Annotated in this window: 11 protein-coding genes and 1 pseudogene; 5 read left to right on the forward strand and 7 right to left on the reverse strand. The window is 41.7% G+C overall.

Annotation, left to right across the window (positions count from 1 at the left end):
• Positions 1–6: 6 nt before the first annotated feature.
• Positions 7–354, reverse strand: a complete 348-nt coding sequence (locus H6G69_RS28845; RefSeq protein ID WP_015111750.1) for a carbon dioxide-concentrating mechanism protein CcmK — start codon at positions 352–354, stop codon at positions 7–9.
• An 88-nt stretch (positions 355–442) separates the two neighbouring features.
• Positions 443–751: a carbon dioxide-concentrating mechanism protein CcmK gene (locus H6G69_RS28850; RefSeq protein ID WP_010995042.1), complete on the reverse strand. Its 309-nt coding sequence runs from the start codon at positions 749–751 to the stop codon at positions 443–445.
• A 658-nt stretch (positions 752–1,409) separates the two neighbouring features.
• Here H6G69_RS28850 and H6G69_RS28855 point away from each other — a divergent pair.
• From H6G69_RS28855 to H6G69_RS28865, 3 genes are all read left to right on the forward strand, one after another.
• Positions 1,410–3,266 carry an NAD(P)H-quinone oxidoreductase subunit F gene (locus tag H6G69_RS28855; RefSeq protein ID WP_190692546.1) on the forward strand — a complete coding sequence of 619 codons (1,857 nt, stop codon included), beginning with the start codon at positions 1,410–1,412 and terminating at the stop codon, positions 3,264–3,266.
• A 59-nt stretch (positions 3,267–3,325) separates the two neighbouring features.
• On the forward strand, positions 3,326–4,828 hold the full coding sequence (locus H6G69_RS28860) for an NADH-quinone oxidoreductase subunit M (protein ID WP_190692547.1): 1,503 nt from the start codon (positions 3,326–3,328) through the stop codon (positions 4,826–4,828).
• Positions 4,829–4,923: 95 nt separating this feature from the next.
• Entirely contained in the window at positions 4,924–6,054 is a 1,131-nt protein-coding gene (locus H6G69_RS28865) for a CO2 hydration protein (protein ID WP_190692548.1), read from the forward strand.
• A gap of 54 nt (positions 6,055–6,108) precedes the next feature.
• Here H6G69_RS28865 and H6G69_RS28870 read toward each other — a convergent pair whose 3' ends face one another.
• From H6G69_RS28870 to H6G69_RS28880, 3 genes are all read right to left on the reverse strand, one after another.
• A complete protein-coding gene (locus H6G69_RS28870) occupies positions 6,109–6,417 on the reverse strand; it encodes a P-II family nitrogen regulator (RefSeq protein WP_190692549.1) in 309 nt (102 codons plus the stop codon).
• 4 nt (positions 6,418–6,421) lie between these two features.
• Complete coding sequence (locus H6G69_RS28875; protein ID WP_190692550.1) at positions 6,422–7,393, reverse strand: sodium-dependent bicarbonate transport family permease; 972 nt, start codon at positions 7,391–7,393, stop codon at positions 6,422–6,424.
• A 73-nt stretch (positions 7,394–7,466) separates the two neighbouring features.
• Positions 7,467–7,784: a hypothetical protein gene (locus tag H6G69_RS28880; protein ID WP_190692551.1), complete on the reverse strand. Its 318-nt coding sequence runs from the start codon at positions 7,782–7,784 to the stop codon at positions 7,467–7,469.
• 682 nt (positions 7,785–8,466) lie between these two features.
• On the opposite strand from H6G69_RS28880, the gene H6G69_RS28885 reads away from it, so the two are divergent.
• Both H6G69_RS28885 and H6G69_RS28890 read left to right on the forward strand, forming a co-directional pair.
• On the forward strand, positions 8,467–10,035 hold the full coding sequence (locus tag H6G69_RS28885) for an efflux RND transporter periplasmic adaptor subunit (RefSeq protein ID WP_190692552.1): 1,569 nt from the start codon (positions 8,467–8,469) through the stop codon (positions 10,033–10,035).
• Positions 10,036–10,195: 160 nt separating this feature from the next.
• Complete coding sequence (locus H6G69_RS28890; RefSeq protein ID WP_190692553.1) at positions 10,196–13,327, forward strand: efflux RND transporter permease subunit; 3,132 nt, start codon at positions 10,196–10,198, stop codon at positions 13,325–13,327.
• Positions 13,328–13,412: 85 nt separating this feature from the next.
• Here the strand turns inward: H6G69_RS28890 and H6G69_RS28895 are convergent, their stop codons facing one another.
• Positions 13,413–14,330 (reverse strand): alpha/beta fold hydrolase, encoded by a 918-nt coding sequence (locus tag H6G69_RS28895; protein WP_190692554.1) that lies wholly within the window; start codon positions 14,328–14,330, stop codon positions 13,413–13,415.
• A 10-nt stretch (positions 14,331–14,340) separates the two neighbouring features.
• Positions 14,341–14,760: pseudogene (locus H6G69_RS28900) on the reverse strand (SDR family NAD(P)-dependent oxidoreductase); the annotation flags it as partial.
• Positions 14,761–14,865 lie beyond the last annotated feature (105 nt).

Genomic DNA, 14,865 nt, shown 5'->3' on the forward strand with positions numbered 1-14,865 from the left:
TATATGTTATGGTCTTCTGCCGCCGAAAGGTCGAATTGCGTTCACATTTTCCCGGAATTGTTCTACGTCTTCTGTATACCGAATTGGCAGGACGTATTCTAAGTTTTCATGGGGACGAGCAATGATGTGTGTAGATAGCACTTGTCCGCCATTGACTCGCTTAACTGATTCCACACCTGCTGCTACAGAAGCTTGGACTTCGGAAACGTCACCCCGCACGATTACTGTCACCCGACCACTACCGATTTTTTCGTAGCCAACTAAGGTTACACGCGCAGCTTTTACCATCGCGTCAGCAGCTTCTACTACTGCTGGAAAGCCAAGCGTTTCTACCATTCCCACTGCAATTGACATTAGTTTTAATCCCTAATTAAATTTTCTCAAACAAACAAAAGCGCAGCCCAAGCAAGCAACCCCGTCAGTCACTTTGTATTCTCAACTGTTAAGTGCGAAACTGTTCTACTGCTTCTGTGTAACGAATCGGCAAAACATATTCCAAGTTTTCATGAGGACGCGCAATGATATGAGTGGAAACCACTTCACCACCATTTACTCTTCTTGCTGCTTCAATTCCAGCTGCGACTGAGGCTTGCACTTCGGAAACATCACCCCGCACAATCACGGTGACACGAGCGCTACCAATTTTTTCATATCCTACCAAAGTTACACGGGCGGCTTTTACCATCGCATCAGCAGCTTCTACTACTGCTGGAAAGCCCTTTGTCTCAATCATTCCAACTGCAATTGGCATCGCAGAAACTCCTAAAAATTAAATCCAATCAGTACTGTTGTTTGAAAATTTTGACGGGGAAGCTCATCTTGAGCTAAAAGACACTTCCAAAATAAGCATAGGAAAGCTTGGCTCCCCTGGCAATATAAATTAGTATAATAGTTTATAATAAAAAAGTTTTAAAAAACTTAATGCTTTTTGATTCCCGGATTCTGCTCGCTTTAAATCGGCTCATTCCAAGAGCAGCCGCTTATGCTTTATAATTTTTTTATTACATATACAAAACAAAGTTCATAACCAAGACTTATTTTGTCTGGTGAGGAATGAGCAAAAGCTGTATCTATTGGTGCTTCTGTCTTTCCTCAGTTTTGTTGTATGTGATCAATGATGCCAAAAAAATATATAATTTTTTTAAATATATCTTATAAAGTTATCTGCTAAAAGTAGAAATAGAAATTTCCCAACAAATATTATCTAATGGAAATAGGAGTATTGAAATATGTAACTTAATTTTTATCCTAACTCTGTGAGAAATATCTCAGGGAAAAATACACATTTTTAGTTTAGTTAAAAAATTAATATAAAAGTCCAAACTTTGACAATTTTTTTATTACACAAACAATGTTTAAAAAACTTACTGATAAAAATCAAGGCTGAGTCGTCAAGGGAAGCAAATTAAATGAATGAATTTCTATTTTCAACAAGTTGGTGGATACCCTTATATAGCTTAATGGGTGCGATTTTCACGTTGCCCTGGGGAATGGGAATTATCAGACGTACAGGCCCCAGACCAGCAGCATATCTTAACTTGTTGACAACCCTTTTGGCTTTTGCCCATAGCTTATTTGTTTTTAAAGATATTTGGGATAGAGAACCAGAAAATTTGCTGATTCACTGGTTTCAAGCAGCAGATTTAAATTTATCCTTTGCTTTAGAAATATCGCCAGTGAGTGTTGGGGCAACAGTCTTAGTGACAGGGTTAAGTCTGTTAGCGCAAATTTATGCCTTGGGATATCTGGAAAAAGACTGGTCGTTAGCACGCTTTTTTGCCCTTGTTGGGTTTTTTGAAGCGGCTTTAAGTGGGCTAGCAATTAGTGATTCCTTATTTCTCAGCTATGCTTTGCTAGAAGTCCTCACACTTTCTACCTACTTGTTGGTGGGATTCTGGTATGCCCAACCGTTGGTGGTGACAGCAGCGCGGGATGCCTTTTTAACCAAGCGGGTTGGTGATTTGTTGCTCTTGATGGGTGTAGTCACACTTTCTACCTTAGCTGGCAGCTTAAACTTTTCGGATTTGTATGAATGGGCGCAGACAGCGAATTTAAGTCCTGTTACCTCAACTTTATTGGGGTTAGCTTTAATTGCTGGGCCTGCGGGGAAGTGCGCTCAGTTTCCTTTGCATCTGTGGTTAGATGAAGCGATGGAAGGGCCAAACCCCGCTTCTGTGATGCGGAACTCCCTGGTGGTGGCGGGTGGTGCTTATATGTTGTACAGGTTGCAACCAATCTTAGCACTATCGCCAGTGGCGTTGAATGCCTTAATCATTATGGGGACGGTGACAGCAATTGGCGCAACTTTGGTATCCATAGCCCAAATTGACATTAAACGAGCGCTATCCCACTCTACAAGTGCATACATGGGGCTAGTGTTTTTGGCGGTAGGGCTACAGCAGGGCGGTGTGGCTTTGATGTTGCTGTTAACTCATGCGATCGCCAAGGCGTTATTATTTATGAGTTCCGGCTCAATTATCTACACTACCCACAGCCAAGATTTAACCGAAATGGGTGGTTTGTGGTCAAGGATGCCGGCTACAACTACTGCCTTTGTTGTCGGTTCAGCCGGGATGATTACCCTGTTACCACTAGGCAGCTTTTGGGCAATGTTATCTTGGGCTGATGGTTTGGTAAAAATTAGCCCTTGGGTAATTGGTGTTTTAGTGATTGTCAATGGCTTGACGGCTTTAAACTTGACAAGGGTATTTCGATTAGTATTTTGGGGTTCTCCACAACAAAAAACCCGACGCGCGCCAGAAGTTGGCTGGCAGATGGCATTTCCAATGGTGACATTGACAATATTGAGTTTGCTATTGCCAGTGATGCTTCAGCAATGGTATCTACTACCAAGTTGGGAAAGCATTGACTGGTATGTAGTATCAGTGCTATTGTCTTCCACCATTTTGGGAGTAGGCATCGGTTCGACAATGTACCTCCACAAAGCTTGGTCAAGATCAAGAATTTTGGCTTGGCGATTTGTACAAGACTTATTAGGTTACGACTTTTACATTGACCGCATCTACCGTTTGACAGTTGTGAGTGCAGTGGCATTGCTGTCTAAAATATCGGCTTGGAGCGATCGCTATGTAGTCGATGGTTTTGTGAACTTAGTAGGCTTTGCGACTATTTTCGGGGGTCAAGGCTTGAAATACAGCGTTTCTGGACAATCTCAAGGATATATGTTGACTATCCTTGCGGTTGTCAGCGTTCTGGGCTTCTTTATTAGCTGGTCATTAGGGCTTTTAGATAACTTGCATTTCTAAGAATCTTAGTGCTACGTGTCTCCTTCTCTCTTCATCTCCCCATCTCTTGTTTTGTTTGTATGCTAAGTGCCTTAATCTTGCTGCCACTTTTAGGTGCGGCGTTAATCGGTTTCTGGCCTGCTGCCCTTGACAGCAAGTTAGCCCGGAAAGTAGCTTTTGGATTTGCCAGTCTCAGTTTTGTCTGGTCAGTATTTTTAGCCATCCAATTCAACCCCGGAGAAATTGCGCAACAGTTTAGTGAATTCCTCCCTTGGGTAGATGCGATCGGGCTAAGTTATAACCTGGGAGTTGATGGTTTATCTTTGCCCTTGTTGGTGTTAAATGCACTTTTAACCTGTATTGCGATTACCAGTAGCGATGGTGCTATACAACGACCAAAATTGTATTACTCGCTAGTATTACTGTTAAATACTGGGGTAACTGGAGCTTTTCTTGCCCAGGATTTACTGCTATTTTTCTTGTTTTACGAATTAGAACTAATTCCCCTATACTTGTTAATTGCGATTTGGGGTGGTGCGAGAAGGGGTTACGCAGCAACAAAGTTTCTGATTTACACCGCCTTATCCGGCATTTTGATTTTGGCCAGCTTCTTGGGGATGGTTTGGCTGAGTGGTGGCTCTAACTTTGCCTTAGCCAACTTAAATGCCCAATCTTTACCATTAGCTACCCAACTGATTCTACTGGCGGGGATTTTAGTTGGCTTTGGTATCAAAATTCCTTTGGTTCCTTTCCATACTTGGTTGCCAGATGCCCACGTTGAAGCCTCAACACCCATTTCTGTACTGTTAGCTGGGGTACTGTTGAAGTTAGGCACTTACGGCTTACTGCGGTTTGGGATGAATTTGCTACCAGAAGCTTGGCACTATGCGGCTCCTTGGTTAGCGACTTGGGCAGTAATTAGCGTACTTTATGGTGCGTCTTGTGCGATCGCCCAAACTGACATGAAAAAAATGGTAGCCTACAGTTCAATTGGACATATGGGCTACGTTTTACTAGCCGCCGCCGCCGCTACACCCCTTAGCGTCTTAGGTGCAGTCATGCAAATGGTCAGCCACGGCTTAATCTCCGCCTTGTTATTTTTGTTAGTCGGCGTAGTTTACAAGAAAACAGGTAGCCGTGATTTAGACGTTCTGCAAGGACTATTAAACCCAGAAAGAGGTTTACCTGTGATTGGCAGCTTGATGGTACTGGGAGTAATGGCCAGTGCAGGTATACCAGGGATGGTTGGTTTTATTTCGGAATTTATTATTTTCCGGGGTAGTTTTCCTGTATTCCCAGTGCAAACCTTGCTGTCGATGATTGGGACAGGGTTAACAGCAGTTTACTTCTTAATCTTGATGAATCGGGCCTTTTTTGGGCGCTTATCTGCCCAAGTAGTAAATTTACCACGAGTCTATTGGAGCGATCGCTTGCCTTCAGTAGTTTTAGCTGTGTTAATTGTAATTTTTGGCATTCAACCTGCTTGGTTATCTCGCTGGACTGAACCAACAATCACCGCAATGATTAGTGTAGATAAAGTCGTGGCCACAGTATCGGTAGAAAAGGTAAGCCACAAAAATTAAAGTCAAACGGAAAAATTAAAAGGTAAAAATCTGGTTATTTTTGCCTTTTTACTTTTTCCTTTTGATTTCCTCATTCCCAACTTGGAGAACTTGCAATGGTAACAATGAAAAATCAGCCAGCTAAACATCCTTTAACTGAGTATGTGGAAAGGTTGCGAACAGGCGGCGCATTACTTCCTAATAGTCCGGAAAATGTTTTAGAAGTAGTCGGCATTCTCAAAAGTTATGGTGTTGTTTTAGATGCCTACTCCAACAATCTTATCTACATTGCTGACCATCAATTTTTAGTATTTTTTCCCTTTTTTAAATACTTTAATGGGGATTTTTCCTATAAAAAATTATTCCGTCATTGGTGGCATGACCGCATCAATTATGAATATGCAGAATATTGCATGAAATCAATGATGTGGCACGGTGGCGGTGGACTAGATGCCTATTTAGATACCAAAGAATTTCAAGAAAGAGCAAAAGCAGTTATCACCGCTAAATTTAAAAATAATCCTTTTATTTTGGGCATTAATCAACTGTTTCCTGATTTTTTAATTGAACAGTTGCGTGTCTCGGCTTACTACAGTGGTTTAGGCCAATTCTGGCGAGTCATGGCTGATATATTTTTGAGCTTATCAGACCGCTATGATCAAGGCGAAATTACATCAATTGCTGATGTTGTAGACCATATTAAAGCTGGATTAGTCGCCGATGCTATGAAGCCAGTTACATACTCTGTCAAAATTGGCGATAAAGTCTACGATTTGCTGCCTAAAAAAGCTGGGTTAACATTTTTAGCAGATACAGCCGTGCCTTATGTCGAGGCAGTTTTCTTTAGAGGCACTCCCTTTGCTGGTACAGTTTCATACAACGCTCAAGCTTATCAAATTCCCCCAGACCAATCTCGATTCCAGTATGGTGCTTTGTATGCCGATCCTTTGCCTATTGGTGGTGCTGGTATTCCTCCTACCTTGTTGATGCAGGATATGCGCCATTACTTACCAGAATATTTGCACGCTCTTTATCGCCACAGTCTTCGCGGTGAAGATGACTTGCGGGTGCAAATTTGTATCACTTTCCAAAAGTCAATGTTTTGTGTGACAACAGCCACAATTTTAGGACTGATGCCTTATCCTGCAGATACTCAAGATCCATCTGAACAAAATTCCAACCGAGTTTATTTAGAAAAGTGGATGGATAGGTTTACAACTTCACGCTTAAGTGATGTGAATAGTTAAAAGTTAAAGTGCTAATGGAAATCATTTCACACTTCACACTTCACACTTGAGATTTCATCCCACACATCTAGTAGTTTCAATTTCCATTGCATCAGAAATGAAACAAGCTCCACCAAACCTACTGAGAGTTTGCCGAACATTTGATTCTACTAAAGGCAATTTGTCAGGTGAAAAAAAGGCAATGATATAAACGTTGTCTAGCATTGTCATGGCTAAATCGTTGGTAACTTTGCCTCTTGTACCTTTGCCTGCGACATCTTTAACAACTGAGTGTCCAAGTACACCTGCCTTTTCTAAGGACTCTAAAATCTTACCGAGTTCAACATAATTGGCAAATATTTCTATACGTTTGACTGGCTGCATTATCTTATCTCCAAAGAATATTAATGCCGTATAAGTAGAGGGGTATACCTACAATGATATTAAAAGGAAAGGTTACAGCCAGAGCAGCAGAAACATATAAACTAGGATTAGCTTCGGGGACAGTTAGGCGCATAGCTGCTGGTACGGCAATATAAGAGGCACTGGCACACAAAACGGAGAATAATAAAGTATCTCCTGGGGACATCCCGATCGCCTTGGCTATTAATAAAGCTATCCCAGCATTTAAAATTGGAATTAAAATCGCAAATAAAATTAGGAATATCCCTGTTGTTTGCAAATCTTTGATTCTTCTAGCTGCCAACAAGCCCATATCCAATAAGAAGAATGTCAACACCCCATAAAACATATCTTGGGTAAAAGGCTTTAGGGTCTGCCAACCGTGTTCTCCAGTCAAAAGACCCATTAACAGGCTACCAACTAGCAAAAACACAGAGCTATTCAAAAAAGCTTCTTGTAATACCTCTTTCCAAACAAATTCTTGCTCGTTTTTATTGGCACTAAATACATTGACTAATATTAAACCAACCACAATAGCTGGTGATTCCATCAGGGCCAGGGCTGCAACCATAAACCCATCAAAAGCCATACCTAGTTGAGTTAAGAAGGAACTAGCCGTGATAAAGGTGACGGCACTAATGGAACCATAGGTAGCAGCTATAGCGGCTGAATTATAAGTATCAAGTTTGAGCCGCAAAATAAAAAAGGTATAAAGAGGAACAACACAGGCCATAATCATGGCTGCCAAAAGAGTCAAAATAACTTGTTGATTAATGCCACTTTTGACAAGTTCTACCCCACCTTTAAACCCAATGGCAAAAAGTAAATATAAAGACAAGAGTTTCGGGATAGGTGCAGGAATTTCTAAATCAGTCTTGAGTAAAACTGCCAGCACCCCCAGGAAAAAAGCTAAAACTGGTGGATTCAAGATGTTCGACACTATCAAGCTGACATCCATTGCCACCATTCCTCCGCGTGACTAAAACTTAACTCATCAATCAGTTTAGAGTAATATCGTACACATTAATTAATTAACGGCGATCGCGCTTCAATTGCCACAAGGCTTTATCTACACACCAATCAAAATTGCGCCCAGGGTTACGCTTCATTTCATAATCAACTAGTCGATTGGCTGTAGCAACATCACCATGAACCAACCTCAGCAATTCTCGCCATTGTTGAGAATTAGTTTTTCTACCTCTAGGGGGAAGCGTGATTGGAAAAGTTCGGATATGCTTTGTTCTGTGTTTTTGCGTGGAAGATTGTTGAGAATTTTGTACAACTAAGTAGGCTAACCGCAGAATGAACAACATCAGCATGAGCCATAAAAATAAAATCACAAATTCCATCAGGATTAAAAGGTAAATGCTTTATTCCACGATGCAAGAATTAAGTTTATAACAGCATCGGAAAATACCCGCATTTGTTTTTGAAGCTTTCTTTGTCAATGGGGTTGCCAAAAAATAAATTATTTATCTTATAGGGTGAGTATCCTGCTTACCTTTGAGACGGTACGGGTAAGGATACCCACAAGAAAATTGAGGATATTCTGAGGGTAGAAGTATCCAATTTCAAGCGCGATCGCACTTGGCTTGCCCTAGTTTATACACTTTTTGGGAACATACATAATATAATGCAAGCAATTACTTACATTTGTAAGTAAGCACTTGCATGATAATTATGAGTAACTTAATTTCAAAACCAATGCTGGCTCGTGCAAGGTTGCTAAATGTGGCAAAAGAGGTATTTGTCAATGAATCAGGACTTATATACAAAAATTTGTGGTTGGGACTGGGTGTAAGGCTGAACTTGAACGCCTGAAACCTTTTTTCGCTAAACCTTGATTTGTCGTTTTCATACTTAAGTCCTATGAAATACTGCATTTTGGAGATACTCAAGATGCAGTTTAATTGCCTTAATACTTGCGTAGATTTATGAGCGTTTGCTCAAGCAAACCAAAAACTATAAAAAAGGCTAGAAATTACTCAACCCTCAGCCTTTTTCCCAGTCTGAATAAATGAGAAAACTAAAATGTCCCAAGCTGAGTTCCCTGATTCACAGGTTCAAGTCGAAATAGAGCAGCCTGTTGCTAATGATACTAGTCAGGCTCAACCAGAAAATTACTCACCAGAGCCAAAACCAATATCAGTAGCAAAAAAAAAGCGAATTTGGCCGATAATTTTAGGCATTGTACTATTAATCACGGGTGGGCGTGCAGGTTGGCAATGGTGGAAAACTAACCAAGCGAGTAATTCACAGCCTAAGGCGAGTGCGCCTGGTAAACCGATGGGAATCCCGGTAAAACTAGCCACTGTTGAGAATACAACTATCCAAGAAACATCTGAGTTAGTGGGGACTTTAGATGCTCCCCGTTCTGTCACCCTCAAACCAGAAGTTGACGGACGGATTACGCAGATTGCCTTTAAAGAAGGCGATCGCATTTCCCAAGGACAAGTAGTCATTCGGCTGCAAAGTGATGATGCTCAAGCCCAATTGCTACAAGCCAAAGCTGCTTTAGAGCAAGCACAAGCACGCCTGGCAGAACTCAAAGCAGGTAGTCGCTCAGAAGAAATTGCCCAAGCCAGAGCGCAGCTAGCCCAAGCCCAAGCGCGGCTCAGGGATGCTCAAGCAGGGGCGCAACCAGAAGAAATTGCCCAAGCCGAAGCCCAAATTAATTCAGCAAAATCTGATTTAGAACTAGCAAAATCGAGAGCGCAGCGTTACGCCCAACTGCAAAAAGAAGGCGCAGTTTCGCAAGATGCTTTAGAAGGTTATCTCAAAGAACAAAGCAGTGCTGAAGCTGCTTTAGTTGTAGCGCAGCGTCGGCTAGAACAACTCCGCAAAGCTAGAGGTTCCGATATTAGTGAATTAGAAGCAGCACTAGAACAGCAAAGACAGAATCTAAGGCAATTAGAGAATGGGGCGCGTCCAGAAGAAATTGCCCAGGCGCGATCGCAAGTTACCCAAGCCGCCGCTCAAGTCCAAGCCGCCCAAGTGCAATTGCAATACACCAACGTCCGCGCACCTTTTACTGGTGTCGTTGGCGATATTCCTGTCCGAGTCGGAGAATTTGTCAGTAAAGCGGACAACCTCACCACCCTCACCAGAAATGATTCCTTAGAATTAAACATCTCTGTACCACTCAATCAAGGCAAACAATTGCGTCTGGGCTTACCCATACAAATGCTCAATGACCAAGGTCAAGCAACTGCTACAGGCAAAATAAGTTTCATTGCGCCAAATGCCAACGCCAATTCCCAAACAGTCTTAGCTAAAGCCACCTTTGGTAATGGCAATAGACAACTGCTCAATCGTCAGTTAGTGCAAACAAAAGTAATTTGGAATGAACGCCCGGGAATCTTAATTCCAGTTACAGCCGTGTCGCGCTTAGGTGGCGAGTCATTTGTCTTTGTCGCGCAAGCACCAGAAAACCCCAAACCGGGCGCACCATCTTTAGTAGCTATGCAAAAAGCAATCAAATTAGGAGCTATTGAAGGCAATAATTATCAAGTTCTGGAAGGACTAAAAGCAGGAGACAAAATCGTTGTTTCTGGCATTCTCAACTTAACTAATGGCGCACCCATCAGCCCCGCTCCTTAGAAAAAAAAGTCTGAATGATGAAGTATGTTCGCCTTACAGCCCTAAGGGCATCCTACGGCAGGCGTTCCCGCAGGGGTACTCTGAAATTCTGCACTTCAGACTTCACACTTCAGACTTCATACTTCATACTTCACACTTCATACTTCATACTTCCTAATTTATGTTTGTTGATTTTTTCATCAAGCGACCCGTCTTTGCTACGGTCTGTGCAATTATTATCCTGTTGGTGGGATTAATTAGTATTCCAACTCTACCAATTGCCCGTTTTCCTGATATTAGTCCGACTCAAATTAACGTCACTGCTAACTACAGTGGAGCTAGTGCCGAAGTCGTAGAAAGTGGCATAACTAATATTTTAGAAAGACAAATTAACGGTGTTGAAGGTCTAAAATATATGACCTCCAGCAGCAGCAACGATGGTACAAGCACTATTACAGTTACCTTCGATGCTTCACGCAATAAAGACTTAGCTGCTGTTGATGTCCAAAACCGGGTTTCTGTAGCTGAAGCACAATTGCCAGATGTGGTGCAGCGTACAGGCGTGAGAGTTACCAAGCAATCTAACAATATTTTGCTGGCAATTGGTTTGTATACCGATAATCAAGAATATGACAACACATTCTTGAGTAACTATGCTGACCTTTATATTGCAGATGCTTTAAAAAGAGTCAAAGGCGTAGGTGATGTGCGGATTTTTGGTGAACGTCGCTATGCGATGCGCTTGTGGCTAGATCCAAATCGCTTGGCCAGTCGGGGATTAACCCCGCAAGATGTGACTACCGCACTATCGCAACAAAACTTGCAAGTTGGTGCAGGGAGAATTGGACAAGAACCTGCGCCTCAAGGGCAACAATATCAAATTGATGTGCGTGCAGCCAGTCGTCTGACAAATCCCGAAGAATTTGCCGAAATTGTGATTAAAACTGAAGATGATGGTACTTTAGTCAAACTAAAAGATGTTGGCAGAGCCGAATTAGGCGCAGAAAATTACAATACATTTTTGCGATTTCGCGCTAAGGATGCCGTGGGTTTAGGGATTTATCAGGTTCCTGGAAGTAATGCTTTGGATGTGGCAAAAGGCGTGAAAGCTGCAATGGCAGAATTAGCTCCGAGTTTGCCACCAGGAATGAAATATCAAGTAGCATTTGACACTACTGTGTTTGTCGAAGAGTCTTTGGCAGAAGTGCTTAAATCCTTATTGGAAGCAGTAGTGTTGGTTGTAATTGTCATTTTCTTATTCTTACAAGATTGGCGAACTACCCTGATTCCCGCGCTGACGATTCCCTTTTCTTTGATTGGGACATTTGCCTTTGTGAAAGTGTTTAATTTTTCGATTAATAGTTTGACCTTGTTTGGTTTGACTCTCGGAACGGGGATGGTGGTAGATGATGCGATTGTTGTGGTTGAGCAGATTAGCCGTTTTATTCAAGATAAAGGGATAAATCCCAAGCGTGCGGCTAGTGAATCAATGGCGGAGTTATTTGGTGCTGTAATTGCTACATCTTTAGTGTTGATGGCAGTGTTTGTCCCAGTGGCATTTTTCCCGGGAACTACAGGCGCGTTGTATCAGCAATTTGCTCTGACTATTGCCTTTTCTATTGCCATTTCTACTTTTATTGCTCTGACGCTTACGCCTTCTTTGTGTGCTTTGCTGCTGCGTCAAGGACAAAAACCTACAGGCTGGATAGGTTGGATTTTTAACCAGATTAACAGATTTTTGGACTGGGTGAGGCAGAGCTATCAGCGATCGCTAATGTTTCTCGCCCGCATTAAAAGTATCATCATTGGTTTATTTATCGTCACCTTGGGAATGACTGCTTGGCTGTATACAACAGTCCCAACGGCATTTCTCCCTGATGAAGACCAAGGCTATTTCATCACAATTATCCAAGGGCCTCAAGGTGTTTCGTTACAATACACCAGCAATGTTATGTCTCAGGTAGAAAAAGAAATTTTGCAACTACCTGAAGTCGTCGGCACTTTTGCTGTGGGTGGGTTTGGTTTTAGTGGTAGCACCGCCAACAGTGGGATTATCTTTACCACCTTAAAAAATTGGGATGAACGTCCTAAACCAGATCAGACAGTACAGGCAATTATTGGTAAATTGCAAGGTAAGTTTTTCGCCATTCCTGAAGCGAGAGTTTTTGCAGTTAACCCACCCTCAATTCAAGGATTAGGTAACTTTGGTGGTTTTACCTTTCAGCTGCAAGACCGCAGAGGTAATAGTGGCTTAGAAAATTTAGTCCAAACAATGGGACAATTGCTAGGCCGTGCTAATCAAACACCAGGATTACAAGCAGTATTTACTACCTTTGCAGCTAATACACCCCAGCTACTTGTAGAAGTAGACCGCAACAAAGCAAATGCACTGCAAGTTAATGTAGACGATATCTTTACCACCTTACAAACTGCTTTAGGTTCGCAATATGTCAACGATTTTAACCTGCAGCAGCGTAACTATCGGGTATACGTCCAAGCAGACGAACAGTTTCGCTCGAACCCCCAAGATATTGGTAAATTATACGTCCGCTCTCGTCGCAATGAAATGATTCCTGTGAGCAACCTGGTGAAAATTACCTCTACCACAGGGGCGCAAACCATTAACCATTACAACCTATTCCGCTCAATAGAAATCAACGGTTCCGCCGCACCTGGCTCTAGTTCTGGTGATGCTATTGAGAAAATGGAACAGACGGCGCAACAAGTTCTACCGCCAGGTTATGGTTATGAATGGTCAGGAACAGCCCTAGAAGAATTGGAATCAGGCGGTTTAGCCCCAATTATCTTTGGTTTAGGATTGGTCTTTGTATTTTTGGTACTGGCTGCTCAGTATGAGAATTACATTGACCCATTGATTATTATGCTTTCAGTACCTTTAGCAATTTTTGGCGCACTGTTAGCCCAATCAATGCGGGGATTTCCTAATGATGTTTACTGTCAAATTGGGTTAGTTATGTTGATTGGTTTGGCAAGTAAAAACGCAATTTTGATTGTAGAATTTGCCAATCAATTAAGAGACCAAGGGCTGTCAATTACCAAAGCAGTAATTGAAGCATCGCAAGAACGTTTACGCCCCATTTTGATGACAGCTTTTTCTACTCTTTTGGGGATTTTTCCTTTGGCTGTGGCTACAGGTGCAGGTGCAGGTAGTCGCCAATCATTAGGAACTGCGGTATTTGGGGGAATGTTAATTGCCACTTTCTTGAGTTTGTTTGTCGTTCCGGTTTTATATATTGTGATTAAGTCGTTGACGGAACGTTTGATAAAACCAAACCGGGAAGAGGTAATTTAATTAGGGGAAGAGGTTAGAGGTTAGAAAAATCTACCTCATTTAGATGAAATATACTGTATTGGTCATTTGTCCTAACGACAAATGACTAATTTTTTTGAGATAATGCCGTAATAAATGGCGCGATCGCACTTACAAATTCTTTGGTAGATTCATAAGGTAAAACATTTCTTCCTGGCACTTTTACCCCACTTCCTTGAGGTAATCTTGCTAGATAATCAGCTAAACGCTCATCGGGTGTTTCTTGTTTCCCTTCTTTGCTAATACTCGATGCTGTTTCACCCACAGCCACTAATGTTGGTTGCTGGATATTGGCAATGTCACCACTATAACCTTGTTGCCAAAATCTAGCTAGAAAAGAAAATACTGCATAACGGCTAGCTGTATTTTCTGCACCAGCAACTAACATCTTTAACCATTCACTATCTACATCATCACCACTCGCAAATAGCTGACGAGTGGAAAAAGACCGCAAAAATTTTTCAGTTCTGGCGTAGCGAAAAAAGGCATTTCCTAGAGGCGAATCTAACAGATTCCAAATCAGTTTTTGCTGTGTTGTTGACGACTGTTTGGTAATTACAGGCCAAGCTGGCGGCCCAGACAGTACCAAACCTTTAACTAAATTTGATTCTTTTTTGACTAATTCGATGGCAACCGGAAATAAAGCACCTTGGACTACTAAAACAACAGGCTTTTGGACAACTGTTTGTAAAAAATACTGTAATTGTTCTGCCAAATCTTGGGGAGTGTATGCCACATGAGGCATATCACTTTTACCACACCCGATTAAATCAGGATTGTAAATTATATTTTGGTTGCCTTGTGTATACCATTCATTCCAAAATCGCTGCCAAAATTCACCTGATAAGCCTACGCCAATTGGGTGAATTAATAGCAAGGGAATTCCGGCTGGATGAATATTATTTGGTTGGTAAACTTCGTAAGCACAACGATAATTTTGCCAAGTATAAAACTGGGTAGGAGTTGTGGTGATAGATGCTTGCATAAGTATATTGTTAATCAAAAATCATCTGGGGATGAATTAATTTGTATCCGGCATCTTTTATCTTTTGATTTGATACAGTTGCATTATAGGGTCGGTTGCTTTTTTGCGAAACATCCCAGGTAACTGTCGGTAAATTGTGTTTTTTAAATAAGGTATCTAAGAGTTCTTTGCTGGCTATATGGGCATCATCAACCAAATTATAAATCCCATCTAAGTGATAGTGACGGGCAAATTCGATCGCCGCGACTATATCATCTAAATGAATCCAATTGGTTACGTCTTGACCATTACCAGGGCGAGTTGTACCAGATGCACGACTAAATATTTTAATTAATTCTCTTCCAGGGCCATAAATACCACCCAAACGGAAGATGCAAACTTTCAGATTTTTGTTGGCGGCTGCTAGTAAAACTTTTTCTGTTTCTCTCAGAGGATGTTTGGAAAGTCTAAAAAAGCTCCAGTAACGCTATTGTGTCAGTAGATAAAAATGCGACAGGGTTACTAGAGCAATGTCTACATCATACCCAACAGACCT

The organism is Nostoc sp. FACHB-110, from assembly GCF_014697425.1.
Lineage (GTDB): Bacteria > Cyanobacteriota > Cyanobacteriia > Cyanobacteriales > Nostocaceae > Nostoc_B.